Genomic DNA, 26,088 nt, shown 5'->3' on the forward strand with positions numbered 1-26,088 from the left:
GAGAGGCCCTTTTACTTAACTATAGAAAAAAAAGGACCACCATTACCTGGTGATTCTTTTGATAGATTTAATGATTTTTCCCATTGTTTTCTTTGTCTTCTTTTCCTTTGCTGACCCGATTACTCACAGCTTTTTCTTTTGCGGCTTGGGAAACCTGCTGTCCATGGCTGAGTGTTTTTGCAGCAGGACTCGTTGTACTGCTTCCTCCCGTGCCAGAGACAGGTATGTTTGGATCTTTTGTGCTGGTCTCAGGTTTTGATGCTTCATTTGTTGGCTTGCTTCCCGCAGGTGCAGTGGCAGACTCCGGTGCCGAAGGTTTTTCGTTTGAGACAGATACAGCTTTTGAAACAGGATTTACAGCAGGTTTTTGATTGGAAATTTCGGTATTCGTTTGAGCAGCAACAATCATCTTATTGCTTTTCTCTTCCTTTTTTAATGATTTTTCAAAAGCAGGAGCACCTTCTGTAACCGTTTTTTGTTTCGCATTCTCTTGCACAGCCAGTATGCTTGCTTCCGCCTTTTCGTCAATTTGTCTGTTTACTTCAGATTTTTGTTGAATACCTGATAAAACAGAAGAGTGTTCCTCTGAAAAAAGTTTAGTAGCTTTCAGCATGCCATTGGCAGCAGAAAACGTTATAGCCCCTGCTAATACCATGGCAAGGGCCCCCTTAGCTGGTGATTTCATATGTTTCCCCTCTAGACTAATTATTAATTATATTTAAAGAGTACGATGGAGAATCCTTATATTATGGGGGTATAATTAGTTATTTTCATAATTCCATATTTCTTTATCTGAACATTTACCGTCATGAGAAAAAGTTTCAGATATTCTTTACTTATGCCTGGAACTCCTTATTGTCAATTTTAATTATGTCAGAATTAGAACCGGCGGCAATTTTTTTCGTTTCGTTCACCAGCTCCAGAATATTTCCGCTGCATTTCTGTGCTCCTTTAATAACCAGTGGAGTCCCTATGCTGTTCAGACCTAAGCCTTTGGATATGAATCCTCCGATGGTCAGGGCAAGAGGGACTGCAGGTGAAGTATCAGAGAGGACGATTTTATCATTAATTCCTTTATGACTATTTAATAAATGGCAAAAGTGATGCAGTGTTTCAACTGCCAGCTTAGAAGATCTTCTTCCAAGGGTGTACACCGGACTTCCTTCCTCATCCTCACCATGAAAAATAAATTTCCCTGCATCTTTCTTTGTCAATTTATTAAAATACGGCAGCTCAATTATTTCTTCTTTTTCGAGTTTGCGGCTCTGAATTATTTTCAGATGGTATGCTGCTGCCAGTGATGTCGTATGAGTTCCCCCAAAATCGTGGTAGATATAAATCACCTGCTTCATCTCCCTATTCATCAGACTTTCCTGAACACCAGGGTTATTATTAGCACCTCTGCCATATCATTTTCCTGGACTTAGTTCATATTTTACTCCATAAAGATTTTTTAATTAGTTAATGAGTAAATTTCTCATAATAACACCTGCACATTTAACTTTCTAAACAAGGAAAGGCTGCCCCCAGGCAGCCAGTTAAGTTTGCTATAGTTTTTCTCCATTTGACTCGATTACATCTTTATACCAATAAAAAGACTTCTTCTTCTTCCGTTCCATTGTTCCGCTTCCGTCATCATGCTTGTCCACATAAATATAGCCATAGCGTTTTGAAAACTCGCCTGTTGACATGCTGACCATATCGATGCAGCCCCAGCTTGTATAGCCCATTAGCTCGACGCCATCTTCTATAGCTTCACCCATTGCTTTTATATGCTCGCGAAGATAGTCAATCCGATAGTCGTCATGGATGCTGCCATCCTCTTCTTCCTTGTCATATGCACCAAGTCCGTTTTCTACGACAAATAGCGGTTTCTGATAGCGGTCATATAACTTGTTCAAGCTGATCCGCAAACCTTCAGGGTCGATTTCCCAGCCCCAGTCACTTGTTTCCAGGAAGTGATTCCTAACCCCGCCAATGATGTTCCCTTCCGATGAATCTGCATCTGACTTAACCTTCTTATCGGTGCGGGACATATAATAGCTGAAGCCAATATAATCAACAATACCGTCCTTTAACAAATCCAGATCGCCTTCCTGTATGTCCAGGCTGATATGATGTTCCTTAAAGTATCTTTTAATAAAAGCCGGATACTCCCCGCGTACCTGTACATCAGCACAAAAGTAATTGAAAAGCTGTTCTTCCTGCAGAGCATACATGACATTTTCCGGGTTGCTGTCATAGGCATACACAGGCGCAAATAGAATCATGCAGCCAATTTTTGAGTCAGGAATAATCTCATGGCATGCCTTTACCGCGATTGCGCTTGCGACCAATTGGTGGTGATAGGCCTGAAAGGTCGGCTGGTATTTATCTTCTTCACCTTGATAGGAGAAGCCAAGCCCATTAATTGGCATGACCAATCCGCTATTGATTTCATTAAAAGTCATCCAGTACTTTACTTTATCTTTATACCGGCCCAAAATCGCTTTAGCGTACCTCTCAAAAAAACTGACAACTTTGCGGTTTCTCCACCCACCATACTCTTTTACTAAATTAAGGGGCATTTCATAATGTGAAATCGTTACAACCGGCTCAATTCCATATTTCTGCAATTCGTCAAAAACACGATCATAAAAAGCAAGCCCTTCTTCATTTGGCACCGTCTCATCGCCATTCGGAAAAATGCGGGTCCAGGCTACCGACATGCGGAATGCCTTGAAGCCCATTTCTGCAAATAAGGCAATATCTTCTTTAAACCGATGATAGAAATCGATTGCTTCATGATTGGGATAATAAAATTGATCCTCATGAATTTCAAAGTCAAACCCTGGCTTCATTAAGATATTGTATCTTTCTTTTCCTCCGGGAAGAACATCCGCAATATTCAAGCCTTTATTCCCTTCCTTATAACCGCCTTCTATCTGGTTCGCTGCAGTGGCGCCGCCCCATAAAAAACCTTCAGGAAAATTGTATTTTTTCAATTCATTCCCTCCAATACCTGCTATTTTTACTATTTGTTTAAATGGAGTTTTTATGTTACCCGAAAAGGGATATAGAAGAAGCTTAAATCGAGTCAAAAGGAATGTAAATAATTAGAGTTAATTAAGTCTTATTTTACCGCATTTTGATATTTGTTACATCAAAGTAACATATTGTTTCCACGTGTGATAGAATAAGCCTAACTATTTTTACGCCGGGAGATTAATGAATCATGTTCTCAAACGAAATCATCGCATCTTTTAATAATTTAGAAACAGCCATATACCATTACATTTGTCAAAACAAAGAAAAGATTCCTTATATGCGGATTCGAGAACTCGCAGATGAAACCCATGTTTCCACTGCCACCATTTTACGATTCTGCAGGAAGCTGAATTGTGAGGGTTTCACTGAATTTAAGATAAAGTTTAAATTATATTTGCAGGAAAATAAAAAGTCCTCTATACAAGGTTCCAGGCAATCTATCGTCGAGTTCTTCGAGCGAACGCTAAGGGGTGATTTAGAGGAAAAAATCAGAGGGGCAGCAGAACTAATAAATACGGCAGATAACGTTATATTTATAGGAATCGGCAGTTCAGGGATACTGGCTGAATACGGAGCCAGATATTTCTCCAGCCTTGGCAAGTTTTCACTGTATATCAAGGATCCCCATTTTCCGATTCATTCGAGTATCCGCAGCAGCAGTGTCACAATTGCCTTATCTGTCTCAGGGGAAACTCCTTTTACAATCACCCATCTTAACCAGCTGAAGCAGGAAGGCAGTAAAATCATCAGCATCACAAACAGCCGGCTTTCAACGATTGCGAAGGTTTCTGATTTAAACATCGCCTATTATGTGACAGAGGAAACCTTTGAGCAGTCCAATATTACGACTCAAGTTCCAGTTGTGTACATTTTGGAAGCTGTCGCCAGAGAAATACATAAGCTAAACCCTTAGATTAAAGGGATTTTCCATCGGATGGAGAATATGTAAAATAAACACAATGAAAGCGGTGAGTATATGAAATCAATTGCTTCCCCGATTGCAAGCAAAGTGAACAATGTTTTTATTCATGTCAGCGACCTGAAAAAGTCGGCTGAATGGTATAGCACCCTGCTTGGAGTGCCTTTTCATAAGGATACTGTAGAATCCCCGGTATATAACATTCCTGTCACCTCTGAAACCGGTCTTACATTGGATGACCACACCTTTGATCCAGCCTTTACCTTAAATCCTTCCGGCCACGTTTTATTTAATTTCTTCGCACAGGATATTGATGAGGCATACACTTTTGTGAAAGATCAGGGAATCACCATTGTAAAGGAAATAGAGCGTATTGGAGATTTTGCTTATTTCAACTTTCAGGACTTGGACGGAAATGTATTGATGATCTGCAATTGTTAATGATTAAATCTGTGGCTATTCTGCCATAGATTTTTTTATTTACAGCATTCTCCGCTGGACATCCCCCTTTACCTGGCGTATACTAGCCATATTTATGTAAAAGATTAACAGCTTCATAGAAAGAAAGGTGTTTAACATGATTCACAATCCGACTGGAAAAGAGAGGCTTGCACTGGCTTTTCTCCTCAGCATGCTTGGAATATTGGGGCCATTCAATATTGATATGTATTTGCCAGGCTTTCCAGATATCGCTGATGATTTCAGTGCCCGAGCTTCACTTGTACAGATGAGTTTAACAGCGTGTTTGATTGGACTTGCAGCTGGACAGGTTATTGTCGGACCGCTCAGTGATTCGCATGGCAGAAGAAAACCACTGCTTATCGGGATCTCACTCTTTGCCGTATCTTCCCTTTTATGCGCCATTTCACCAAATATTGCAGCATTTATTGGAGCCCGCTTTCTGCAGGGATTAACCGCCTCTGCTGGAATTGTCTTATCCCGGGCAGTTGTCCGTGATGTGTTCAGCGGAAAAGAGCTCACCAAATTTTTTGCCCTGCTTATGGTCATTAATGCAACGGCACCGATGATAGCGCCAATGACAGGCGGTGCCCTGCTTCTGATTCCTTTCGCAAGCTGGGAAACCATATTTTATTTTCTAAGCTTTTTGGGATTATTTATTACCATTGTGATCTATTTCCGATTAAAAGAAACCCTTCCCCCAGAAAAACGGGTCCCAAGCTCCATTGGAAGTTCCGTTAAAAGCATGGGTGGCCTTTTCAGGGACCGTTCCTTCATCGGGTATGCCCTTATCGTAGGATTCATACATGGCGGAAGCTTTGCTTATGTTTCGGGGACACCTTTTGTCTATCAGGGGATTTATGGAGTATCGCCTCAGGTGTTCAGCATCCTGTTCGGCATTAATGGGTTGGCCATCATTACGGGGAGTTACCTGATTGGCCGCCTGGCAGGTGTCATTCCGGAAAGAAGCCTGCTCCGGACAGCCGTCTGCATTGCCGTCAGTGCCACTTCGTTCCTTTTGATCATGACGATCATTAAAGGGCCGCTGTTCATGCTTGTCATTCCGATTTTTATCTATATGACTTCAATGGGGATGATCATCACCAGCTCATTTACATTAGCCATGAAAAATCAGGGGCATCGTGCTGGCAGTGCAAGCGCCGTTATTGGAATGCTTCCCTTAGTGCTGGGTTCAGCTGTTTCCCCTTTGGTGAGCATTAATGAAACCACTGCCGTACCAATGGGTGCCATCTTGTTTGTAACATCATTCATCGGCTTTGTTTTCTTCTTCACCTTAACGAAAGAAAAAACAAATAGAAGCAGACAGAACCTGAAGCTGCATGCGGAGGGGTAATTCCCTCCGGCTCCCATGCCGCCTTTATAACTTTACTCTTTTACTTCCTCGATAATTGAATGACCTTCAGTCCCCTCGTCATCCTGCCATTGCCATTTTTCATATAGCCTGATGCGGCCGTCCTGCAATATTTCAGGTTTTGAATGACATTTTCCGCCGCGTATTTCATTTTTGTTATTCACATGGTTATATCTAAATTCTAAACTCCCATCTTCATTTACAATGCCAATAAGTGTCCCCTGAATAATCTCTCCCCCGCCATAATCAGCAGATATAATGTTTCCCTCCTGTTTGTACTGAAAAAAAGTCTTTGATGATACTTCACCATTCTCTGTATTTTGAACAGAAACAAAGGTACGGCCATTGTAGTTCATTAAAATATCCTCCCGGCGGATCTGGTGTTTCACTCAAACCCAATATGTATTCTTTAACTCCAGTACCTCTACAAATCCCCTTTTAATATAGAGTACATATACAGATCATCAAATTTTCCATTTGCATATTCATAATGCCTAAGCAAACCTTCTCTCGTGAATCCCTGCCTCTCAACCAGCTTCTGGGAGGAGAGATTTTTAGGCTCTATCAGGGCTTCTATCCTTTCAAGCTCAAGATGATCAAATCCGAATTTTAAAACTCTCTCAAGTGCTTCATTGGCTATCCCTTTTCCCCAATGCTCTCTGCTTAGTTCATAACCGACTTCACTTCGGAAATGTCTGGGGTTCCTGTTTAGGAAACCGCAGCTCCCTATGACCTTCCCGGAATCCTTTAGGGTAATACCCCAGCGCATTCCAGTGCGATTTTTATAAATGGATTTATACCATTCTATTTCACCCAGCACCTCTTCGACAGATTCACAGGCCGAGATTCCCATATGCTTTACAACCAGGTGATCTGACAGATATACAAACATATCTTTTGCATCTTCTTCAGTTGCTTCTCTTAAAATTAATCTTTCTGTTTCAAGGATCGGAAAAACTGTTTCCAACGGATTGCCTCCTCTGCTTTCTACCTTTCTTCAACTATACCAAATTGCTGTAAAAAAATCCTATCATATGGAAATTACTTCAAACCCAGCTTTATCCATGATAAACTCAATTATTAGTAAAACTTAAAGAAAAAGGAGAATTTATGTGAAACGTTATGCTTTATGGCTGCTGTCTGCTGTATTGATTCTTTCGGCATGCAGCAATGACAAAGAGAAAGCGGCAGCTGATTCATCAGGCAAAGAAGAACAAAAGCAAGAAGACAGGAAAGAAAAAAAGCAGGAAAGCATTTTAGGAGAGTCTGAGAATATTAATTTAGAAATCTCTGAAGAAAACCTGCTGAAATTGACCCCTGGAACATTAATGGAAGGGCTCACATACGAAAAAGACATTGAGGCCATTGAATTCAATGTGCCTGAAACCGATCCAGAACTGATAAGCAAAATGACCCCCAAACTGGAAGAGCTGACGAAAGAAGCCAAAGATACAGACTCGATTAAAAAAGGGCTTCTTTCCCTGCTGGCGAGTCCTAATTATAAAAACATCATTGAAAATTCCAATGCCTACCAGCCAGATTTTGAAGAGCCTTACCTGCCGGATCCCACTAAATCAGAGCCTGGGGAAGAAAAAAAGACTTCAGACCAGGCCATTATTCTTCTTGATGCCAGCTCAAGCATGCTGATGCAGGCAGGCGGCAAAATGAAAATGGATATCGCTAAAAGTGCCGTAAAGAGTTTCGCGCAGACAATTGGCCAAAGCAGTGAAATTTCCCTTGTTGTATATGGCCATAAAGGCTCTGAAGCGGACGCTGATAAGGAAATTTCCTGTACAGGAGTAGAGGAAGTCTACCCGATGGGGAAATATTCCAAGAAGGAGTTCCACGAAGCCGTTGATTCGTTTGAAAGCAAAGGATGGACACCGCTTGCCGGTGCCATTCAAAAGGCTGCAGAAATGAGCAGCGGTTATGATGGGTCAACAACGATCTACATTGTCAGTGACGGTGCCGAAACATGTGATGGCGACCCTGTCCTGGCCAGTAAAAACCTTGTGAAAACCAACAGCAGCAATACTGTGAATATCATTGGGTTTGATGTAGATGGAAAAGCCGAGAACCAATTAAAAGCAGTTGCCGAAGCCGGCAATGGGGAATATTTAAAAGCGGATAACCCGGATGAATTGAAAAACACGATCCAATACGAGTGGCTTCCTTCTGCAGGCGACCTGGCCTGGGCTTTTACACTGTCGCCAAGCCCATGGGAAATGATAGATGAGTATAAACTGGGAGAAGTTTATCCCCGCCAATTATTTACGATCGGCAGGCGTGAAGCACATCGAATCCTTGATGCTGTTACAGTCATGGGAGACAACGGCTGGATCACTGATGAGCAGCGATCAGAACTTCGTGATTGGGGCTATGAACGAAGCGAGCAAATGAAGGACCTCTATTTAGAACTCTATGAAAAAAACCGAAATTCAGCTGATGCACAAAGTGCTGAAATTAAGCAGAGAGTCGACGAATGGGTTGAAAAAATGAAGGCTCTAAAGAAGGAGCGCGGTGACATTTGGTAAAAGACTTACGAAATTTAGATTGCTCAGGGCGAAATGCTCTGAGCATTTTTTCAAACAAAATTACAAAACTCTTAATATTGCAAAATTTGTCCAATTATGTGATAAAATGTAATGGTAAAAATTAACTCATCCCGGGAGGTCAGTGCTTTGTTCAGTGCAGGTGTATTAGGAATCGGTGTAAACATTCCAGAAACTATTATTACTAATGAGATAATTGCCAAACGTTTCGGTATTACACAAGAAGAAATATGCAGAAAAACAGGCATACTGGAAAGACGCTACGAATCTCCAGACTCATCACTTACAGATATGTGCGAAATTGCTGGAAAACGTGCGATAGAAGACGCAGGGGTCAACCCGAAGGATATCGACATGGTCATTATTGGAACAAACACACATGACACCCACATTACAGCAGCCTTGGTTCAGGACAGGATCGGTGCTGAACAATGTGCGGGGCTGGATCTTCATTCAGGCTGTTCCAGCTTTATCACAGCCCTGGCAACCGGGGCCCAATTTGTTCAGACCGGGTTGTATAAAAACGTATTAGTCATTGCTGTCGACAAATGCTCTTCCCTCTTGAATCCGATGGATAAAAAGACGGCGCTGCTATTTTCAGATGGAGCTGCTGCTGTTGTCTTAGGTCAGGTGGAAAAAAGCAATGGTATTCTCGGCATCCATATGCAAATGGATGGAAGCGGGGGAAAATATCTTCATCTTGATGAAAACAAGCACATCAGGATGGACGGAAGAGCCGTTTTTGAATTTGCAGTAGACAGATTTCCCAAAGCGGTTCATAAAGTTTTGGAACTATCTGGCCTGAGCTTGCCGGATGTCGATTTCATCATCCCTCACCAATCCAACTTGCGGATCATTGAAGCAGGTACTGCACGCCTTGGATTTCCTATGGCAAAAGTGCATACCAAAACCATACAATATTACGGAAACTCTTCTGCACCAACGATAGCAATTGGTCTTCATGAAGAAGTGAAGGAAGGAAAAATAAAAGACGGGGATGTGGTTGTACTTGCTGGATATGGTGCAGGTCTCGGCTGGGGAGCCATTGTCATGCGCTGGGGACAAACATCAAAACAGCTAATTTAAGGCCGCCTACATGGGGCTTTTTATTATTTTACAACCATAAAGGAGGTATTAATCCTCTTTGGCAGCATAGCTGTGCATTAAAGTAAAATGCCTGGACAGCTCGCTTTCATTAATGGAAATCCTGATCGATAAGTCTTTTGTCCGCAATACATACTCTTTAATGCCAATAAATTCAGACTCAGCAATCAGGTAAAAGTGAGTTCCCTTCTTTAAGCCTTTAAAATGATTCTTTAATTTATATTTTTTCATGATTTGATCTTGGTGCTCCTATAACTTTTCAGATTAGATGAGATTGAATCTCTAAAATAGATATTATACACCTTTAAGCAGCAAATGTTCATGAAAACAGAAAAATGCGGCCATCCTGATGAGGCCGCCTAACGTTTTTCTATTCTGCTGCTGTAAGCTGTTCTTTGGATTTGAGGACCTGGATATAAACTCCTGTCAGTGTTTGAGTCAGCAGAAAGATAGGAAATGAATGGATGAGCTGATATTCTTTTTGCAGAGTAATTATTCCAGCTGCCGTTAGTACCCATTGTACAAGCACCCCAAATAATGCCCAGACCAAAACATATAGAATGAAAGTCTTTTTGCTGACCTTCAGTTTTTCATAAAAGTAAAAAAAGAAGTAGCCAAATGGAGCGAATAGTAAGTAATAAAGAACATCTGTCACTTCATAATTATTTAAATCGTTCACCTTATAAAAATCGGTTCTGCCTCCGCCTATTGTGAAATCATACAAAATCCCAATTGCTATCCCCCACAGCAGACTCAGTACTCTGATTTGCTTAGCCAGCTTATCCGGCCTTCTTATGAGGAGAAAATAGATAAGATAGGCAGCAGCATTCATGATCAAGAGATACAGCTCATTGCCACCGAAATCCTCCCATAATTTCATGATTCGTTCACCCCTCTTGTTTTAAGCTGTCCAAAATACTTCAGCATGGATTGAACCGCTAAATGAAGGAGGAATAAGTAAATAATCTCATAGCCGATATTCCACTTTTTATATTCTACAATGTCAAAGTATAGGGCAATCACCACAGCCAGGATTAGGAACAAAACTGACAGGGCGGTTTTAAATAATTTTGAACCAAAGGAATGCGCTGTTCTATATAAATTTAGTGTTATAGCAACTGTGAGCGGAATAGTTATGCTTCTATGTATTAAGAAAGCGGAATTATCTAAAATATGCTGGGAAATCTTCGCCATATTCAACTCTTCATACACAATCCACGTAAAATTGATATGTATGACCAATGCCACTAGATATACGAAGGTATTTTCAATAAATGTCAGCTTTTTATTCATTGATGTGAACAGCATTAGCACCAGCCATGCTAGAAAAACGATAAGTACAAATCCCATGTAACATCAGTCCCATACTTTTTTGCTAGTTTAACCTGAGAATTTGAAAATTATTCTGATGTTATGCCTTTGGGTAGCCCCGTTCCATGGATTTCTCAGGAGTTCGGAACCACTCTCCCGGATTTTTTCTTCCCCTGTCTGAAGGATGAGCCTTGTTCGGACTAACTTGATAAGACTTCTCTTTACCTTTCCGAATGGACACCCTCTGATCCTTTTTAAAATGCATCAAACAAATAAATAAACGGTTGGGATCAGCCGCTTCAACCATCATTCTGCTATACCGTTTGCCGTTCGATCAGCTTCACCGATATTTCCTCATGTGTGTGCTTTTTACCATCAATCGCTTTAAGAAGCAGCTGCCGTCCCATTTGAACCAGCGGTATTTCAAGTGTTGTAATGTGCATGATTTTGGCGATTGGCTGGTTATCGAAACCCATGATTGCCAGGTCATCCGGAATATGGATGCCTTTTTCCCTGCAGGAGGTTACAATTCCGGCAGCAGCAAAATCACTTGTTACCAGCAAAGCTGTCGGTGGATTATCCATGTTCGATATGCGGCGAACCACTTCTTCGCCATGCTCAAAATTGAGACACTCATAGAATATATATTCTTCGTTATGCCGTTCGTTAATTCGTATTAAAAAATCAGCATAAGCCTTTCCGCGCTGCATGCTGTTGGCACCCGTCTTTCTTCCAATGCAATACCCGATTTTCTGATGCCCTTTATTATGCAGATACTCTAAAGCACTAGAGAAACTCATGTAATGGTCGATAAAGGCAGAGGACACATTATGATTCCTCGCATCTTCACATAGAACAATGGGGCCATACCCGGTAAACTGATTGATGACATCCCATTCGCAGATTCTGGAACAAATAATTAAAGAGTCGATTTGTTTATGCTGCAGCATCTTTAGAGCTTCAATCTCCCTGTCTTCCTCGTAATTTGTTTGAAAAAGAACTAATTTATAGTTGTTTTTCATGGCCTCATTTGCAATCCCTTCTAAAAGCAGGCCGAAATAAGGATGATTGGTAAAAGGAACCACAACTCCTATAAGAAGTGTTTCCCCTTTACTCAAATGAACAGCATTGATATTCGGCTGATAATTGAATTCCTCCATCGCCTGCAGGACAGCTCCCCTTTTATCCTCACTCACATAAGGATGGTTATTCAGCACTCTGGAAACGGTTGTAACTGAAACCCCTGCCTTTTTAGCAATGTCTTTTATATTTGCCATAAAACCACCTAATTTTTTTCACTTTTTTTCTTGCTCTGAAATGCGTTTCATAATATAAGCTTTTTTTAACAACTAAAGGAGGTATCCTATATGTACATTCTAACTGGAATCTTATATCTGGTTCTATTATGCAGTTCGATTCTTGCCTTGTCATCTATCCCTATTTCACTCTATCCAAAAAAAAAGGCTGAAAACAAAGATATTTATGTGAAAGATTATTACAGACTTCTCTTTGATGTCTATAGCGATGACTCATCACATAAGTAGCTGGCGGGAGGCTTCCATTTTCCTGCTGTACATATTTCTTTTAAAAATTACAGTCTCCCTTTTGAAGAAATTTCTGTGTATAGTAACATGTATCCAAAACCGAAAGGAAGGCATGATATGTTTTTAAAAATAACAAAAGAGCAGCAGCAAAAGATGATCGAGGATATCCAGATTTTTTTCTCTGAGGAAAGAGATGAAGAAATATCTGAGTTCGGTGCAGAAAGGGTGCTGGATTTTGTTAAAGAGTCATTGGCCCCTCATTTCTATAATGCAGCGATTTCAGATGTAAAGCATGTAGTAGAGCAGCAATATGCTTCAATGGAGGATGAAATCCTGACTCTCGAGCGTCCTATAAAATAATTGTTGGTTGGTGTTTGACTTTATAGCAATCTGACGGGCATAAGACTCCCTCATCTAGACTCAAAGGAACCGAATGAGGATATACGGGAGTCCAGCTGCCCATTCAATTTCTTCAACCTATTTCTTATCATTAAATACGTCATTCACAAACATGGCAGAGTTGCCGCTCGAATCAAAAAAGATTGTCCACAGCAAAATAACCGGTAGAGCAGCGACCCATACTGCAAATTTGAACATTTTCTTCATGATTATCTCCGTCCTCCCACGTCCAGTTTTTTACATTACATCAAGATTCCACCTATTTTTCTAATATTTCCAGTTATTCGAAATAATGGCGTTACCGGTGTAAATAAACTTTAATACTATGTCATCTGCTTGTTATTTTTCTGAAAGTGTTCAGTGATATGATATTTTTGACTGATAAATAGATTTTATAGAGAGTGAGCATGAAAGATGAACATTACTGATGCTGTGGCACAATTACACAAAGCTGGAATTAAGGCGAATGACGCAGACCTTGAGCGCTGGATAGAAGAAGGAAAAATAAAAGCGGAACGAAGTCCCAGGAGGCAAATCAGCTACACAATAAAGACGAAGGATCTCACTGATTTCATCTTCCAAAAACAGGAAGAGCTTTATCAGCAAAAACTCGAAGGGATCCTTCTGCAAGTTAAAGATCTTAAGGGACAAATGGAGATCCTGAATACCCGTGTCCAAATAGAGGAATCCAAAGTTAAATCATTGAAGAAAATGATACAAGCACAAAAGATGATTGATGATGAAGAAATCAAGCCTGCAAAGCTCCTGGGCCTGAACCCTGATGAGGATTTGCAATTGATCCGAAAAGAATTCAAGAAACTTCTAAAAGCCCTCCATCCAGACCGCGGCGGAGATGAAAGGCTTTTTAAGGTGTTTACTGAGCATTATAAAAACATCTTCTAGAATTCTAAACGTTTGACATGGAATATACATACATCTAATTTCCGGATCTGAGGAATGTTTTTTCCTTTTTCATGCCCGCTTTTTCGGCAACACGGATAGAAGCAAGATTGTTCACATTTATAATAGAAACCAGCTTCTTATATTTTAAGCTCAGCTGATCCAATCTTAGGCCTGCCCACTCGTTTTGGTGGAGCGATACCTACCCACCCACTATCCCCCTTTCGCTGCACTAAAGCCCGTTTCTTTCCTTTCTAGCAGGCATTAACATTTCAAACTCAAATAAATAGTTCAGCAGCTGGTCAAATTCGTCCGTCTGGAAAACTAATTCCTTATCATTAAATACATAAACAGCAGCATCTGTGACTGCCTCTCCATTTTTTAATGTTAGTGCCTCTTGAATCTCTATGTTTTCCACCAGCTTGAAGTCTTCCTTATTTGGAGATTTAAACTGCTCAGTAAAGGCAGATGGTCCAATAGCAAGAATAGCAACCTTTTCAGCATCCTTCGCTAGCCATTTAGCAGCGGAAAAGACCGTGTCAGGAGCTTTTATCACATTGATGTTTTCGATTATTCGATAGTAAGGGATGTCCTTATTTAGCTGATTCACCTCTAAAGAGATTTTCTGTCCAACTTTAACCTCTTCCATATCTGCAGCATTAAAAACTTTATCATCCACTTGGATTACTCCCAAATCTCGATCCAGCTTTATAACGTTTCCCTTTATTGTGCTTTTTTTAGAATACGTATTATCTTTCATATATTTTATTAACTCTTCTATAGAAGCTGCGCGAAATGCTTCCTTCATATGATCAAATAATATATAACTAGGCTCTTCCTTTACTTGTAATTCAGGATAAATAGCATTTACATCCTTTAGACCTAATGAACTGCTTGTTTCGAAAAGAAAGTGAACTGGTTGAGAATAAAGTTCATCAATTACATTTTTATCAGTATCTCCAACAATCAGAAGTGAATGATACCCTTTATTTCTTGCCAGATAGTTCTTTTCCGGACTAACCTCTTTAATGTTAACAGGGATGATATATTCAGCCCGCTTGCCATCCTTCCAGTAGGCTTTTACAGAATATATTTCTTTGCGCGATTCGTTTCCTAAAAGTGTAAATCCACGATAAAGAGTTTGATAGGGCTCTACTTTAATTTCGCCATTATAATAGTTTCCTCTTGCAATGAAGATTGGCTGCTGATTTTTTGGAAATTCTATATTAAGATTCTCTCGAAAATCTGCATGCTGATATTCAATCAATTTCGTGAGATCTTTTATCTCCTTCACATTTTCTCCTGCGTTCCAAGTATAAGTGCTTAAGATCGGATCTAACTCCTGCTCCCCAAATAATACAGTGGGCATTGGCGGTTTTTCTTCCTTGTGCAACTTTTGCATATCTAAATAAAACATTGCTAAGAGGGTCGAAATAATCGATATTCCCCATATGACCTTTTTAATCAGCCTCAAACGTTTAGATGACTCCCTTTTTTCTTCCAGCTCCATATAAGCACCCCTCTCTTGATGAATCTTGGCACTTAGTAATTTGATAATAAACCTTATCCCGCCAACAAAGCTGAAAATAGCCGTCAAGATGACAGCTGGTCATTTCGTACATTCATAAACAGGAATTGAATATTACAGCGTAAGCACCTTTGCGTATTTTATAATCAAGTCCTTTTATTTGGTTCCCGAATACGTTGTTCATTCTCTTACCTTCTTTGTATCAATGGCTGCTTTCATGAGTGATCCAGCCTTGCTTTCAAAATTTCACCAATCAATTTATTCCACATTCTTATGTGATTCTCCTTTATAAAAAATGCCAGAATCAGTAAAATAAAAATCTGAAATTTCGTATTGCGAATTAAATTCAAAATCTTTAAAATAAAACAGAAAACATCTTTGAAAATCTGGGAGACTCACATGAACCGCAAAATTTTTCTGTATGTAAAAGCTTTTTCCGATTTGGGCACGTTCATGGACCTGATTGCCATAAATGTGCTCATGTATGCGGCCACCGGAAGCTCTGCCTGGCTTGCAGCGACCATGGCCATCAGGACACTTGGCGGCGTTTTATCAAGCCTTTTTTCAGGGGTCTTGGCCGATCGCTTTGACCGCCGAAAAATTATGATTTGGACGGATGTATTCCGGGCTGTCATCATTTTAAGCTTAATACCGTTTCCAAATCCAATCATGATTCTCATTGTCTGCTTCTTTATCGGATTGACATCAAGCTTTTTTGCAGTTAGCTACAGCGCCGAAATCCCTCAGATTTTTGGCGAGGATAAAGTACTGGAAACAAATGCGTTAATTTCCCGATTAACATCTGTCAGTCTGGTATTTGGTTTTATCGGGGCTGGAGTCATAACTGATTTCCTCGGATACCAGGTAACTTTAATCATTGATGCCGCAACCTACATCATTTCAGCACTCGTTTTATTAAAAATGAAATGGCAAACGTCGGAATCAGCTGTAAGAAAAAGGATCAGCAGCGGCTTTAAAGATAAACTGGCAATCATCGGCAGAGATTTGAAAGAAGTCTATTCCTTTATTTTGGTGAAGCCGATGCTGCTTCTTGTCAACATTGTCTTTCTTATTGGGGCATTCGCAGGTGCTTCGCATAATTTGGGGATTCCGCTGCTGGCCGAGAATATCGACAGCAGCAAACAAAGTTTTTACTACGGATTAATCTGGGGTGTATGGGGAATTGGATCAGTTTCAGCAACCATGATTCTGCCAAAATTAAAAAGCCTCCGGGAAAACCGCCTTTATTTTGCATGCTTTGTATCCGCCATGTTTATGTCGGCAGGTTTTATCACCTTCCTGTCCAATCATAGCCTATGGATTATTCTGCCGTTTGCCTTTTTAACTGGAATTTTTGATGCGGGTTTCACGACTCTGCATGCCACAATTCTGCAGAAGACAGACAACCATATCAGAGGCAGAATTTTTGGAGTAGGCATGCTTTTAAAATCATTCGGCTTTGCACTTGGATTTGCTGCCGCCCCTCTTGTACTGGAAGTATTCTCATTAGCTAAAATGGTTTGGCTCTTCCATGGGACATTAATATCGGCAAGCATTATCGTCCTGGTCTTTGCTGCTGGGACCCAAAAAAAAGTTAAGAGAATGAGTCAAGGTGTATAAAAAGAGCCCAGTTTATGAACTGGGCCCGCTATAACTTAGTTTATTGACGAGGAGCAAACATATATTAATTAAAAAGATAAACCGCATCCCCTGCTGAAATCTCACCAGTTTTCATGACAGAGGAATACACCCCAAAATGATTATCCCTTTCACTGATAACCTTTTTATGCAAACTGGAATCCCGCTCCCCGCTCTCTGGATCTACTGTAATAATCATACACCGTTCGCAATGCCGCTTAACTTTTATCTCAGCACTGCCAATCTTCATTGTCTTCCCAAACCATTTTTCCTCAGCAAAAGGATCTTCCTTTATCAGGGAAATGACTAAATTCGGGCGAAACCGCTGGAAGTCCATTTTCTCTTTTCCCCACATCTCTTTCATTTTTTGCAGGGACGCGTCAGTCACTAATAGAATGTTTTCCTCTTCAATTGCTCCTACAGGTACATGAACAGGACTATATTTCACAGGAGTGATTTTTCTGGAAGAATGGTCTTCCATTTCTTTTAACAATTCTTTATCATCCCAGGGGATCCGTTTGCCGTCGGGAGTAGTTATTCTTACTGGAGGAAATAGGTTCTCATTTTCCTCTCCCGTAAACTCTGCTTTATATCTGACCATTTTGGGAAACTGAGTAATCGTCAAATATTTCCCCGGCCTTGATTCATCCAGGTAGGCATGGCTGCGATCACCATAGAGTCCATAATCCATTACGTTTGTTTTTTTCACACTTTCCCCGTAAAAGCTTTTCACCGGATAGCGGACAATCTCTTTAATATGTCCTATTAGCACCTTCCATTCCACTCCCTTCAACCAAATGAAAAATCCATGACAGCGCGTTCGGCTGTCATGGATATCATTTACTGCGGCCGTTTTGTTTGCCGCTTTGTTTTTTCATCCCTGTCCGCTTGAATAATTTTTTCACGGACGTCAGCAGGTATGGACGCAGAAGTTCGTTTTTGCTCAGATCTCACCTTTAACCCTCCCTCTTTATTTTTCGACTTTATAGCGCTTATGGCTGATCACCGTTTTGATGGGCTCATCCTTTTTCGGATTAATTCCAAGCTCCACAATGACTGAGTTATCCCGTACCACGATTACTCTGCCTTTTTTCCCTTTTTCGGAACCGCTTAAGATGCTGATCGTATCGCCGACATCTGCTTTTTTACCTTTGCTTACCTTTTCTGTTTCTTCAGCCATCGCCATTCTCCTTTAAATACTTTAATTTTTTTAGCTGGTTTTCGCTATGAGGCTAGTATTGCCGTTTCATCCTTCCGCAAAACCCAATTCATTTTCAAATTAACTTACTCTTTCTTTGGTCCTGTAATCTTATTAATATGAAGGTCCTTCAATATATTTAAGCCTGCCCTGATAATCATCATAATACTTCCTGCAAGGAAAAATGATATCGAAACCGCCTGGCTGACATCTGTTAAAAACAATATGCTTCCGATAAAATATAAAACACCCAGGAGCAGATCATTAATAAATGATACTACCCTATATCGCTTTTCAATGATCATTTCGTAGTCGCCTATTTCAATATGCACATCTTCCTGCTGTTCCCTAACTATATTTCTAATCTTCATGAATAACACCTCTGTTTTGTCTTTTCCACATAAGGTGCCAAACATTCATTAATATATAGTTAATTTCTGGAAAATACTATGAAAAATGATCAAGCACCAATGAAGCCAGCAAACCGGTAGCTGCAATGAATCCGGTCATCGGCCCGCTGTCCTCAAAGGCTTCAGGCATCATCGTGGAAGCCACCATGGCAATAATTGCACCACCAGCAAAGCCTGCAATTCCTGACAGGACCTCTTTTGAAGCTCCATCCAAAAATATGTATCCAGCCATCGAAGCAATTCCCGCAATGACAAATACCGAACTCCAAAGGAGGATAATTTTCTTTTTTGAATAGCCGCTCTTTTTCATTCCCGAAGTACTGGAAAGGCCTTCCGGAAAGTTGCTGATAAAAATGGCTGTCACCAATAGAAAACTCACCTTACCTCCTTCAAGCAGGCTTGTCCCGATCATGATTGATTCTGGAATGGCATCCATAATGGTCCCGGTAAAAAGGACTATACCGCTGCTGGCTGCTGCTTTATGGCCGGACCTTTTCCGGTTCTTAGCCCCCTTGTTTGAAATCATGATATCAAAAAGGGTAAAGATAATTGCTCCAGCCAAAAATCCAATGCCTGTCGGAATTAAGCCGCCGTTATGGACTGACTCCCCAAGCAGCTCATAGGAGGCAGCACCAATCAGGACACCAGTTCCGAATGCCATAATGTAACCGATCATTTTTTTCCGGATGGGCAAAAACATCGCTGCCAATGCGCCAAAAAGGACTGCTGATCCAGAGACCCCTCCCCATAGTGCAGCATTCCACATCAAGTTCACTCCTTCCATTTTGTTTTGTTTCTCTCATTATTTCCTTTTGGCCCATCCTAAAAACCACTATTCAGAATAAGATTAAAAAAGCAGAACCTCGAGGGTTCTGCTTAGACTCTATCTAATGGTTTTTAATGCACCGCTCCAGGATATCACCTGGTCAATCATTGCGTTCACATTATTGAGATGAAGATCTTGAGGTTTAAATACTGTACCATTTTCAAAATCAGTAAATAAAGACAATGTTGGATGCACGCGTACATCAGCAATCATTAATTCACCCATGATTCCGCGCAGATGTTCAGCAGCTCTCGCACCGCCGGTTGACCCATAGCTTACAATTCCTGCAGCTTTATTGTTCCAGGGTTCACGGGCTAGATCAAGTGCATTTTTTAATGCCCCTGTAATACTGTGGTTATATTCCTGAACGATGAAAATGAATCCATCCAGACTATTAAGCTTCTCATTCCATGCAGCAATTCCTGGCGAATCCGCTTCACCTAAGAATGGCAATTTGAAATCAGCGATATCTATAATCTCATAATTGGCATCTCCGCGTTTATCGGCAATCTCTTTTACCCATGAACCGACCTGTGGGCTGACTCTCCCCTGACGTGTGCTCCCTAAGATAATCCCAATGTTTAATTTCTCGCTCATTGTTTGTTCCTCCTTAGATTTTCTTCCAAATAATTGATTAAAAAAACCCATGACTCACACCACCTGATGATAATTTAAACTCCTAAAATAATTCGATTTCCAGAAGGGTCTTCAGTAACCGCCTGATTATTTTCAACAGACACAGCCGCGCCTATCTTTTTCAAGTTTTCTACTGCCTGATCTACGGCTTCTTCATTTTCAAAAATGAGCCTGAAGGATTGTAGCCCAACACTATTCTCTGAAGGCTGCGGCGCTCCTACCCCATTCCATGTATTCAAACCAATATGGTGGTGATATTTTCCGCTGGAAATGAACAGTGCCTGTGTGCCATATCGGCAGACTGCTTCGAATCCAAGCCCCTCAGTGTAAAACGTTTCGGTATGCGCCAGTTCTGCTACATGCAAATGGATATGCCCCATGACCGTACCGCCAGGCAGGCCCTTCCAGGACTGCTGCTGCCCAATTGACAGCAGGTCAGGGAAGTCCAGAGGATCAACAGTCATATTTACCTCCCCGTTTTTCCATGTCCATTCAGAAGGGTTGCGGTCAGTGTAAATTTCTATCCCATTGCCATCCGGATCTGACAGATAAAGTGCTTCGCTGACAAGATGATCCGATGATCCAAATTGCAGCCCAATCTCGACGAAATGACGTACTATCTTAGCCAAATCAGAACGCTTTGGGAGGAGCAGGGCGAAATGATACAAACCTGTTGTTCTTCCTATTGCAGGTTCGACATTTTCCGGCTGTTCGATGGTCAGCAATGCCGTTTTTCCATCAGCAGTCAGCTGGGCAGTTCTTTCTGTTTTTGTTAACACTTTAAATCCAATTACTTCTTTATAGAATGCAAGTGACCGTTCCAGATCCTGTACTTTCAGATTGACCTGAGCTACAAAGGTAATCGGTTTTTGATGAAAGTTCATGTGAATTTTTCCTCCCACTAGTTTGCTTTTGATTGTATTAATTTGCTCCCAAGAGATAGTGGTGATTCCTTAGCTAATACAAAATAGATCGATGCTGCAAGCAGGAGTAAATCTAATTCATATCCAGCCATTTGACCGTTCCCAAGCAGGCCTGCGGACAGCTTAGCAGTAAAGATCGCTCCCAGCATAATGAAAGCAAATAGTACAGAAACCATTTTTGTGCCAATACCCAGAATCACCGCTATGCCTCCTGCCAGCTCGATTACTGCAACGGCATAAGCCATAAAACCCGGAATACCGATACTGTCGAAGAAGCCGGCAGTATTGCTTATGCCTCCCTGAAATTTTGATAATCCATGAATAAAGAAAATAAATCCTAAAATTACACGCAGAATGAAATGGCCTAATTCATTTTTGTTCATGTTTTCCTCCTTGAGTCTTATGTTAGTTACTTACTTTATGTAAGTTAGTATATTATTGATATTTATTTTCGTCAAGTAATTATTTTATATTTAGTGATTTAATTATTTTCTGTTTATGATTATAATAAAAACAAGGAGTGATACTAATGGAAAAGTCGCTAATTTGTCCAAGATTTGAAAAAGCCATAGGCATATTGAGCCAGCGCTGGACCGGATTGATCATTTATCAATTGCTTAACGGGCCGCAGCGGTTCTGCAGTATAGAATCCTCTATCGGGATAAGCGGCAAAGTTCTTTCAGACCGGTTAAAGGACCTGGAGAATGAGGGGGTCGTAAAACGCGAAGTTTACCCTGAAACTCCTGTAAGAATCGAATATTCCCTGACAGAAAAAGGCCTGGCCATGGAACCGCTGATGAAAGAAATAGAAAAATGGTCGCAGAACTGGTTATAGGCTTAATTTATATATGAATATCAAAAAAGAGTCCTCCCTTTTTGGAAGACTCTTTTTTGCGTTATCTCTTTGATCGTGGTTATTTCTTTTTTGACTGGCGAGCCAGTTCGGACTCATTCCCTTCGAAAATCTTGCTTCTTCTGTCCAAAGGTGCCTCGACTTCGGACTCAATTCCTCGGATTTATCCTACTCTGTCCGAAGGTCCCCTGACTTCAGAAGCAACTCTTCGGATTTATCCTTACGCTGTCCGAAGGTTGTCTGCGTTCGGACTCATTCTCTAGGATTCGTCCTTCTTCTGTCAGAATAGGTAAACAGCAAATTTACTTTCCTTTTACCTCTGAAATATAATGTTTTACAACTTCATATACGTAATCCTGGTTTGCGGCCGCAGTGTTGGGGTCGTATTGGCCTCCGTTTGTTTTATTATTAGAAAGAATACGAATTCCCAGGAATGGAACATTGTATGCTCCGGCAATCTGCGCTGCTGCAGCGCCTTCCATTTCTTCTACCGATGTTCCGTAGTTTTCATGAAACCAATTGATGCGGTCTACTTCGTTATTCCATAGGTCCGCTGAACCGATTGTCCCTTCGACTACTTTGCCCTTTTTGTGCTTATCTTTTACTGCATTGGCAGCAGCAAGAAGATTTTCATCTCCCTCATAATAACGAATCTTTTCGGCATCAGGGTCTTCACCGGCACTTCCCTCAGAAGCCATCAGGTCCATTGGGATCCACTTAGTTGGTTCAATCCCTTCCCCTGCTTCCAAATGACCAGTCTTCAATGATCCGATATTGACTGTTCTTTCTCCTAAAACGATATCATACACATTCAAGCCCGGATCATGGCCGCCTGAAGTCCCCTGGTTGATGATGGCAGCTGGATCATACTTTTCGATGGCGATTGCTGTGGCAGCTGCTGTATTTTCCATGCCTTTTCCGGTTTTAGCAACGATAACCGGGTACTTGTCCAGCTTGCCTTTATAAAAAACAAAATTACCTGATTTTTCTACTTTAACTTTATCTAATCGTTCAGCAAACTTTTCAGCCTCGATCGGCATTGGCCCCTGGATAAGAATTGGCTTTTGGGCTCCTTCAGCCTCGGTTTCTAATTTTCCTGCCGATGAGCATCCTGCAAGCATTCCTGCAGACAGTGCTGCAATCGCAGCAAGTGAAGCTAATTTCTTTTTCATTGCACGTTCTCCCCTTTTCTTGATGTCTGATACACCCGAAGTTTAAGCCATAGAAAAAGGCCTGTAAAAGCAGAATAATTTCTACCTTCCAGACCATAGAGTTAAAGCAGCTGCAATAAAGTTTGCGGCCTTTCCTATACTTTAACCCGTAGTCCGGTTCTTTGATTGGGAACCAGGTAGAAACACTCAGACCATATTACCGAGCATATACGAGTGATGAAATTAGTAAGATTACAATGCCAATATAACAAATAGCTTGTGAAAATTCAACTGAAATACGAACAATTAGTACATATTAACTATTAAACATTCGTAATTCATCAATATTAATCCATAAAAAAACCTCCAGTATTAAACTGGAGGCTCTAATCATTATGCTGCTTTTTTGGCTTCAGCAGAAGATGATTGGCTGTTATTCTTTATGGCAGCAGCAGCCAGACCGATCAGACCACCTGCGATAGCTGGGACAATCCAGCCTAACCCCACATCATATAAAGGAAGGATCGCACTGAATAGGTCATTGATTGGCGCAAACGCAATGCCTGCTGCATTCAAACCATCAAACAAACTTACCACAAATGTGAATAGCATGCTTCCCTGATAAACTTCTTTCTTTCCTTTAAAGAATGGATGCAGGAAAGTAAGAGCCATTAATGCAATGGCCAATGGATAGATTCCCACCAAGACAGGGACGGAAATGGCGATAAGCTGGCTAAGGCCAAAGTTGGCAAAAACCGCGCTGAATATTGATAAAATAATGACGAACATTTTGTAAGAAACTCTTGGCATCAGTTTATTAAAGTATGAAGAACAAGCGGTAATTAACCCGATGCTGGTTGTCAAACATGCACCAAAAACAATGACACTTAAAAGCAGCATACCAAATGAGCCAAAGTAATGGGAAGATGCACCAGATAGAACAGCACCCCCGTTATCCAATGCTCCAAGACCGCTGACACTTGAAGCCCCAATAAATGAAAGCGATGTATAAATGACTGCTAAAAGACCTGAAGCAATCACACCAGCCTTCGCAATGGATACCATGATATCCTTCTTAGTTACTGCGCCTTTTTCCTTCACAGCATTTACAACGATAATACCGAATACAAATGCTGCCAGAGCATCCATTGTCAGATAGCCTTCCTGAAACCCTTTAAAGAACGCACCATTCATATAGGATTCAGTCGGAGCCTGGAATGCTCCCATTGGATTAAAGAAGGCAGCGCCGATTAAAACTGCGATTACAATTAGAAGAATCGGTGTTAAATATTTTCCTACGATATCAACAATCTTTGAAGAATTCAAAGAGAAAAAAGCGGTAATTCCAAAGAAAATAATTGAAAATACGATTAAGCCAACTGATCCGCTTCCTTCTGATAGATATGGCTTAATTCCGATTTCGTATGACACTGTAGCTGTTCTCGGAATGGCAAAAAGCGGTCCAATTGATAAGTACAGGGCCACTGTGAATCCCAGTCCGAACAATGGATTGACACGGCTCGCCAGTGATTGCAGATCACTTTTTCCCGAGAAGCCCAAAGCCAGTATACCAAGAAGTGGCAAACCTACACCTGTCATGATGAAGCCAGCGTTCGCTGACCATACATTCGTTCCTGCGGATTGGCCAAGCATCGCAGGGAAAATTAAGTTTCCTGCCCCAAAAAATAAGGCAAAGAGCATAAAACCAACTGTCACAATATATGAGAATGGTATTTTGCTGGTCATTTCAATTCCTCCTATTAATCTGTCTGTCTAAATGATTCTTATTTTATTAAATTTAAATTTTCTGAAATATTATAGCGCTGTAACATTATTATTTTTGTACGCTAGTAATATATTGCATAACTCAAGATAACATATTCAAAATACTTATGCAATATATCGCACAAAACTTTTTGTCGAATCATGCGATATATTGAATTTTTCAAGATACTTCTATATACTAAATTTATAATCTATTGGAAATAACTATAATTTCACAGATAAATTGCATGAAATGAAAAGGTGGTTACAGCTATGCCGATACCCTCCAATTATTCATCACCTACCCGTGTGTCAGCCAAGGATCGCGCCTTCTCCCAAATCCAGGAGTGGATCATTGACGGCACACTCCAGCCGAAAGAAAAATTGAATGATGCCGATCTTGCCAAAGCGTTAGGCGTCAGCCGAACCCCCATCAGGGAAGCTCTTCAGCTGCTGAATGTTCAGGGGTTCGTCGAAATGTTTCCCGGAGTTGGAACGCAGGTCACTTCAGTTAATCCTGAAGATATTAGTAAAATCCTGCCCCCATTAGGCGTATTGCAGGCACTTGCTGCAGAATTGGCAGCTCCTGTTATCAGCCAGGAAACGATTAATATACTTAGGGATATTAATCATAAATTCGCTAAAGCTCTAATTGCAGGAGATACCTTCACAGCTTTGAAGCAGGATGAGAAGTTTCATAATATTATTATAGATCTTGCTCAGAATCCTTATATTTCGAATACAGCTTCCATGCTTCAGGCTCATGTCATGCGGCTTTACTACAATAAAACAATTATATTGAAAGAGCGTTCTATAGAAGAACATGAAGATATATTAAAAGCATTTGAACAAAAAGACAGAGAAAAAGCCGGACACATTGCACGTGTCAACTGGCTTAGGGCAATTGACGAGTACTACTCCGAGGAAAAATGATCAAACGGAAAAAGCAGCCTCCTTCGGCTGCTTTTTCCGTTATCCTAGCTTTTATAGATAATTTCATCGATAATCCCGTATTCCTTTGCTTCTTCAGCAGTCATGAAATAATCGCGGTCCGTGTCCCGCGCCACTTTTTCTGCAGGCTGGCCAGTTCTTTCTGCAATAATTCCATTAATATGCTCCCTCAGTTTTAAGATCCTCTTCGCCGAAATTTCGATTTCGGTTGCCTGGCCTCGAGCACCGCCCAGAGGCTGATGAATCATGATTTCACTATTCGGCAGGCTGTAGCGTTTTCCTTTTTTTCCTGCCAGGAGAAGCATAGCTCCAAATGATGCGGCCATTCCTGTGCAAATCGTTCTCACATCAGGCTTTATATATTGAATCGTGTCAAAGATGGCAAACCCTGCAGTTGTCGAACCGCCCGGACTATTAATATAAAGAGAGATATCCTTTTCAGGAGATTCAGCTGCAAGAAATAGCAGCTGGGCAATCACACTATTGGCAACCACATCATTAATTTCTTCTCCTATCATGATAATCCTGTCTTTTAACAGCCGTGAGTAAATATCATAGGAACGTTCTCCCTTGCTTGACTGCTCAATTACATATGGTATTGCTGTCACCTGTATCCCTCCAGT

At 40.9% G+C, this 26,088-nt stretch carries 33 protein-coding genes and 1 riboswitch; of the genes, 11 read left to right on the forward strand and 22 right to left on the reverse strand.

The features are described from left to right. Nucleotides 1-67: 67 nt before the first annotated feature. The 3 genes from ACXAD1_RS14505 to ACXAD1_RS14515 form a co-directional block, all read right to left on the reverse strand. Nucleotides 68-685, reverse strand: coding sequence for a hypothetical protein (locus tag ACXAD1_RS14505; protein WP_474910423.1), 618 nt, complete (start codon nucleotides 683-685; stop codon nucleotides 68-70). A gap of 151 nt (nucleotides 686-836) precedes the next feature. Then, nucleotides 837-1,364 carry a DUF3189 family protein gene (locus ACXAD1_RS14510; RefSeq protein ID WP_474910424.1) on the reverse strand — a complete coding sequence of 176 codons (528 nt, stop codon included), beginning with the start codon at nucleotides 1,362-1,364 and terminating at the stop codon, nucleotides 837-839. Nucleotides 1,365-1,547: 183 nt separating this feature from the next. After that, nucleotides 1,548-2,984: a glycoside hydrolase family 1 protein gene (locus ACXAD1_RS14515; protein WP_474910425.1), complete on the reverse strand. Its 1,437-nt coding sequence runs from the start codon at nucleotides 2,982-2,984 to the stop codon at nucleotides 1,548-1,550. A 230-nt stretch (nucleotides 2,985-3,214) separates the two neighbouring features. Here ACXAD1_RS14515 and ACXAD1_RS14520 point away from each other — a divergent pair, with 230 nt between their 5' ends. The 3 genes from ACXAD1_RS14520 (at nucleotide 3,215) to ACXAD1_RS14530 (ending at nucleotide 5,759) form a co-directional block, all read left to right on the forward strand. Further along, nucleotides 3,215-3,940, forward strand: a complete 726-nt coding sequence (locus ACXAD1_RS14520) for a MurR/RpiR family transcriptional regulator (RefSeq protein WP_474910426.1) — start codon at nucleotides 3,215-3,217, stop codon at nucleotides 3,938-3,940. A 63-nt stretch (nucleotides 3,941-4,003) separates the two neighbouring features. Beyond that, nucleotides 4,004-4,387, forward strand: a complete 384-nt coding sequence (locus tag ACXAD1_RS14525) for a VOC family protein (RefSeq protein ID WP_206843897.1) — start codon at nucleotides 4,004-4,006, stop codon at nucleotides 4,385-4,387. A 136-nt stretch (nucleotides 4,388-4,523) separates the two neighbouring features. Continuing rightward, complete coding sequence (locus ACXAD1_RS14530) at nucleotides 4,524-5,759, forward strand: Bcr/CflA family efflux MFS transporter (RefSeq protein ID WP_206843896.1); 1,236 nt, start codon at nucleotides 4,524-4,526, stop codon at nucleotides 5,757-5,759. 32 nt (nucleotides 5,760-5,791) lie between these two features. Here ACXAD1_RS14530 and ACXAD1_RS14535 read toward each other — a convergent pair whose 3' ends face one another. Further along, the gene (locus ACXAD1_RS14535; protein ID WP_370224458.1) at nucleotides 5,792-6,133 is read right to left on the reverse strand and encodes an avidin-fold protein; all 342 of its coding nucleotides are present in this window, start codon (nucleotides 6,131-6,133) and stop codon (nucleotides 5,792-5,794) included. 68 nt (nucleotides 6,134-6,201) lie between these two features. After that, nucleotides 6,202-6,744, reverse strand: a complete 543-nt coding sequence (locus ACXAD1_RS14540) for a GNAT family N-acetyltransferase (protein ID WP_206843891.1) — start codon at nucleotides 6,742-6,744, stop codon at nucleotides 6,202-6,204. 145 nt (nucleotides 6,745-6,889) lie between these two features. Between ACXAD1_RS14540 and ACXAD1_RS14545 the strand changes: the two genes are divergently transcribed. Further along, nucleotides 6,890-8,311: a vWA domain-containing protein gene (locus ACXAD1_RS14545; protein ID WP_474910427.1), complete on the forward strand. Its 1,422-nt coding sequence runs from the start codon at nucleotides 6,890-6,892 to the stop codon at nucleotides 8,309-8,311. Nucleotides 8,312-8,458: 147 nt separating this feature from the next. Further along, nucleotides 8,459-9,415: a 3-oxoacyl-ACP synthase III family protein gene (locus ACXAD1_RS14550; protein WP_206843886.1), complete on the forward strand. Its 957-nt coding sequence runs from the start codon at nucleotides 8,459-8,461 to the stop codon at nucleotides 9,413-9,415. A 48-nt stretch (nucleotides 9,416-9,463) separates the two neighbouring features. On the opposite strand, the gene ACXAD1_RS14555 is transcribed toward ACXAD1_RS14550, so the two are convergent. From ACXAD1_RS14555 to ACXAD1_RS14570, 4 genes are all read right to left on the reverse strand, one after another. Beyond that, nucleotides 9,464-9,664, reverse strand: a complete 201-nt coding sequence (locus tag ACXAD1_RS14555; protein WP_474910428.1) for a hypothetical protein — start codon at nucleotides 9,662-9,664, stop codon at nucleotides 9,464-9,466. Between the two features lie 139 nt (nucleotides 9,665-9,803). Continuing rightward, the gene (locus tag ACXAD1_RS14560) at nucleotides 9,804-10,313 is read right to left on the reverse strand and encodes a hypothetical protein (RefSeq protein ID WP_206843882.1); all 510 of its coding nucleotides are present in this window, start codon (nucleotides 10,311-10,313) and stop codon (nucleotides 9,804-9,806) included. After that, a complete protein-coding gene (locus ACXAD1_RS14565) occupies nucleotides 10,310-10,783 on the reverse strand; it encodes a hypothetical protein (protein ID WP_474910429.1) in 474 nt (157 codons plus the stop codon). Before ACXAD1_RS14565 ends, ACXAD1_RS14560 begins: the two co-directional genes overlap by 4 nt. A 275-nt stretch (nucleotides 10,784-11,058) precedes the next feature. Then, nucleotides 11,059-12,021 carry a LacI family DNA-binding transcriptional regulator gene (locus ACXAD1_RS14570; RefSeq protein WP_474910430.1) on the reverse strand — a complete coding sequence of 321 codons (963 nt, stop codon included), beginning with the start codon at nucleotides 12,019-12,021 and terminating at the stop codon, nucleotides 11,059-11,061. A 90-nt stretch (nucleotides 12,022-12,111) separates the two neighbouring features. On the opposite strand from ACXAD1_RS14570, the gene ACXAD1_RS14575 reads away from it, so the two are divergent. Further along, nucleotides 12,112-12,288 (forward strand): hypothetical protein, encoded by a 177-nt coding sequence (locus tag ACXAD1_RS14575; protein ID WP_206843873.1) that lies wholly within the window; start codon nucleotides 12,112-12,114, stop codon nucleotides 12,286-12,288. 117 nt (nucleotides 12,289-12,405) lie between these two features. Next, the gene (locus tag ACXAD1_RS14580) at nucleotides 12,406-12,648 is read left to right on the forward strand and encodes a DUF2164 domain-containing protein (RefSeq protein WP_019382696.1); all 243 of its coding nucleotides are present in this window, start codon (nucleotides 12,406-12,408) and stop codon (nucleotides 12,646-12,648) included. 117 nt (nucleotides 12,649-12,765) lie between these two features. On the opposite strand, the gene ACXAD1_RS14585 is transcribed toward ACXAD1_RS14580, so the two are convergent. Then, nucleotides 12,766-12,894 (reverse strand): hypothetical protein, encoded by a 129-nt coding sequence (locus tag ACXAD1_RS14585; protein ID WP_280516118.1) that lies wholly within the window; start codon nucleotides 12,892-12,894, stop codon nucleotides 12,766-12,768. A 207-nt stretch (nucleotides 12,895-13,101) separates the two neighbouring features. On the opposite strand from ACXAD1_RS14585, the gene ACXAD1_RS14590 reads away from it, so the two are divergent. Next, nucleotides 13,102-13,590 (forward strand): J domain-containing protein, encoded by a 489-nt coding sequence (locus ACXAD1_RS14590; protein ID WP_474910431.1) that lies wholly within the window; start codon nucleotides 13,102-13,104, stop codon nucleotides 13,588-13,590. A 34-nt stretch (nucleotides 13,591-13,624) separates the two neighbouring features. Here the strand turns inward: ACXAD1_RS14590 and ACXAD1_RS14595 are convergent, their stop codons facing one another. Together ACXAD1_RS14595 and ACXAD1_RS14600 are read right to left on the reverse strand one after the other, a co-directional pair. Then, the gene (locus ACXAD1_RS14595; protein ID WP_474910432.1) at nucleotides 13,625-13,753 is read right to left on the reverse strand and encodes a GNAT family N-acetyltransferase; all 129 of its coding nucleotides are present in this window, start codon (nucleotides 13,751-13,753) and stop codon (nucleotides 13,625-13,627) included. Between the two features lie 66 nt (nucleotides 13,754-13,819). Beyond that, nucleotides 13,820-15,097 (reverse strand): hypothetical protein, encoded by a 1,278-nt coding sequence (locus ACXAD1_RS14600; RefSeq protein ID WP_474910433.1) that lies wholly within the window; start codon nucleotides 15,095-15,097, stop codon nucleotides 13,820-13,822. Between the two features lie 417 nt (nucleotides 15,098-15,514). Between ACXAD1_RS14600 and ACXAD1_RS14605 the strand changes: the two genes are divergently transcribed. Then, the gene (locus ACXAD1_RS14605) at nucleotides 15,515-16,735 is read left to right on the forward strand and encodes an MFS transporter (RefSeq protein ID WP_206843865.1); all 1,221 of its coding nucleotides are present in this window, start codon (nucleotides 15,515-15,517) and stop codon (nucleotides 16,733-16,735) included. 64 nt (nucleotides 16,736-16,799) lie between these two features. Here the strand turns inward: ACXAD1_RS14605 and ACXAD1_RS14610 are convergent, their stop codons facing one another. From ACXAD1_RS14610 to ACXAD1_RS14640, 7 genes are all read right to left on the reverse strand, one after another. Then, nucleotides 16,800-17,525, reverse strand: a complete 726-nt coding sequence (locus ACXAD1_RS14610; RefSeq protein WP_474910434.1) for an MOSC domain-containing protein — start codon at nucleotides 17,523-17,525, stop codon at nucleotides 16,800-16,802. 198 nt (nucleotides 17,526-17,723) lie between these two features. Further along, on the reverse strand, nucleotides 17,724-17,933 hold the full coding sequence (locus tag ACXAD1_RS14615; RefSeq protein ID WP_206843860.1) for a DUF2187 family protein: 210 nt from the start codon (nucleotides 17,931-17,933) through the stop codon (nucleotides 17,724-17,726). A gap of 104 nt (nucleotides 17,934-18,037) precedes the next feature. Continuing rightward, entirely contained in the window at nucleotides 18,038-18,322 is a 285-nt protein-coding gene (locus ACXAD1_RS14620; RefSeq protein ID WP_206843857.1) for a YrhK family protein, read from the reverse strand. A gap of 76 nt (nucleotides 18,323-18,398) precedes the next feature. Further along, entirely contained in the window at nucleotides 18,399-19,127 is a 729-nt protein-coding gene (locus tag ACXAD1_RS14625; RefSeq protein ID WP_206843855.1) for a ZIP family metal transporter, read from the reverse strand. 117 nt (nucleotides 19,128-19,244) lie between these two features. Continuing rightward, a complete protein-coding gene (locus tag ACXAD1_RS14630; RefSeq protein WP_370224444.1) occupies nucleotides 19,245-19,835 on the reverse strand; it encodes an NADPH-dependent FMN reductase in 591 nt (196 codons plus the stop codon). A 23-nt stretch (nucleotides 19,836-19,858) separates the two neighbouring features. Then, nucleotides 19,859-20,707 carry a VOC family protein gene (locus tag ACXAD1_RS14635; protein WP_474910435.1) on the reverse strand — a complete coding sequence of 283 codons (849 nt, stop codon included), beginning with the start codon at nucleotides 20,705-20,707 and terminating at the stop codon, nucleotides 19,859-19,861. 17 nt (nucleotides 20,708-20,724) lie between these two features. Continuing rightward, nucleotides 20,725-21,129: a DoxX family protein gene (locus tag ACXAD1_RS14640; RefSeq protein WP_474910436.1), complete on the reverse strand. Its 405-nt coding sequence runs from the start codon at nucleotides 21,127-21,129 to the stop codon at nucleotides 20,725-20,727. 146 nt (nucleotides 21,130-21,275) lie between these two features. On the opposite strand from ACXAD1_RS14640, the gene ACXAD1_RS14645 reads away from it, so the two are divergent. Continuing rightward, nucleotides 21,276-21,581, forward strand: a complete 306-nt coding sequence (locus ACXAD1_RS14645; protein ID WP_019382679.1) for a winged helix-turn-helix transcriptional regulator — start codon at nucleotides 21,276-21,278, stop codon at nucleotides 21,579-21,581. A gap of 320 nt (nucleotides 21,582-21,901) precedes the next feature. On the opposite strand, the gene ACXAD1_RS14650 is transcribed toward ACXAD1_RS14645, so the two are convergent. Beyond that, nucleotides 21,902-22,771 carry a 5'-methylthioadenosine/S-adenosylhomocysteine nucleosidase gene (locus tag ACXAD1_RS14650; RefSeq protein ID WP_474910437.1) on the reverse strand — a complete coding sequence of 290 codons (870 nt, stop codon included), beginning with the start codon at nucleotides 22,769-22,771 and terminating at the stop codon, nucleotides 21,902-21,904. Between the two features lie 129 nt (nucleotides 22,772-22,900). Next, nucleotides 22,901-23,004: riboswitch (purine riboswitch) on the reverse strand. A gap of 139 nt (nucleotides 23,005-23,143) precedes the next feature. Next, entirely contained in the window at nucleotides 23,144-24,496 is a 1,353-nt protein-coding gene (gene brnQ / locus ACXAD1_RS14655) for a branched-chain amino acid transport system II carrier protein (RefSeq protein WP_474910438.1), read from the reverse strand. 291 nt (nucleotides 24,497-24,787) lie between these two features. On the opposite strand from brnQ, the gene ACXAD1_RS14660 reads away from it, so the two are divergent. After that, nucleotides 24,788-25,447 (forward strand): GntR family transcriptional regulator, encoded by a 660-nt coding sequence (locus ACXAD1_RS14660; protein WP_009333678.1) that lies wholly within the window; start codon nucleotides 24,788-24,790, stop codon nucleotides 25,445-25,447. 44 nt (nucleotides 25,448-25,491) lie between these two features. Here the strand turns inward: ACXAD1_RS14660 and clpP are convergent, their stop codons facing one another. Continuing rightward, complete coding sequence (gene clpP / locus ACXAD1_RS14665) at nucleotides 25,492-26,073, reverse strand: ATP-dependent Clp endopeptidase proteolytic subunit ClpP (RefSeq protein ID WP_035329466.1); 582 nt, start codon at nucleotides 26,071-26,073, stop codon at nucleotides 25,492-25,494. Between the last annotated feature and the right edge of the window lie 15 nt (nucleotides 26,074-26,088).

This window comes from Cytobacillus sp. ABV4_503, assembly GCF_056158445.1.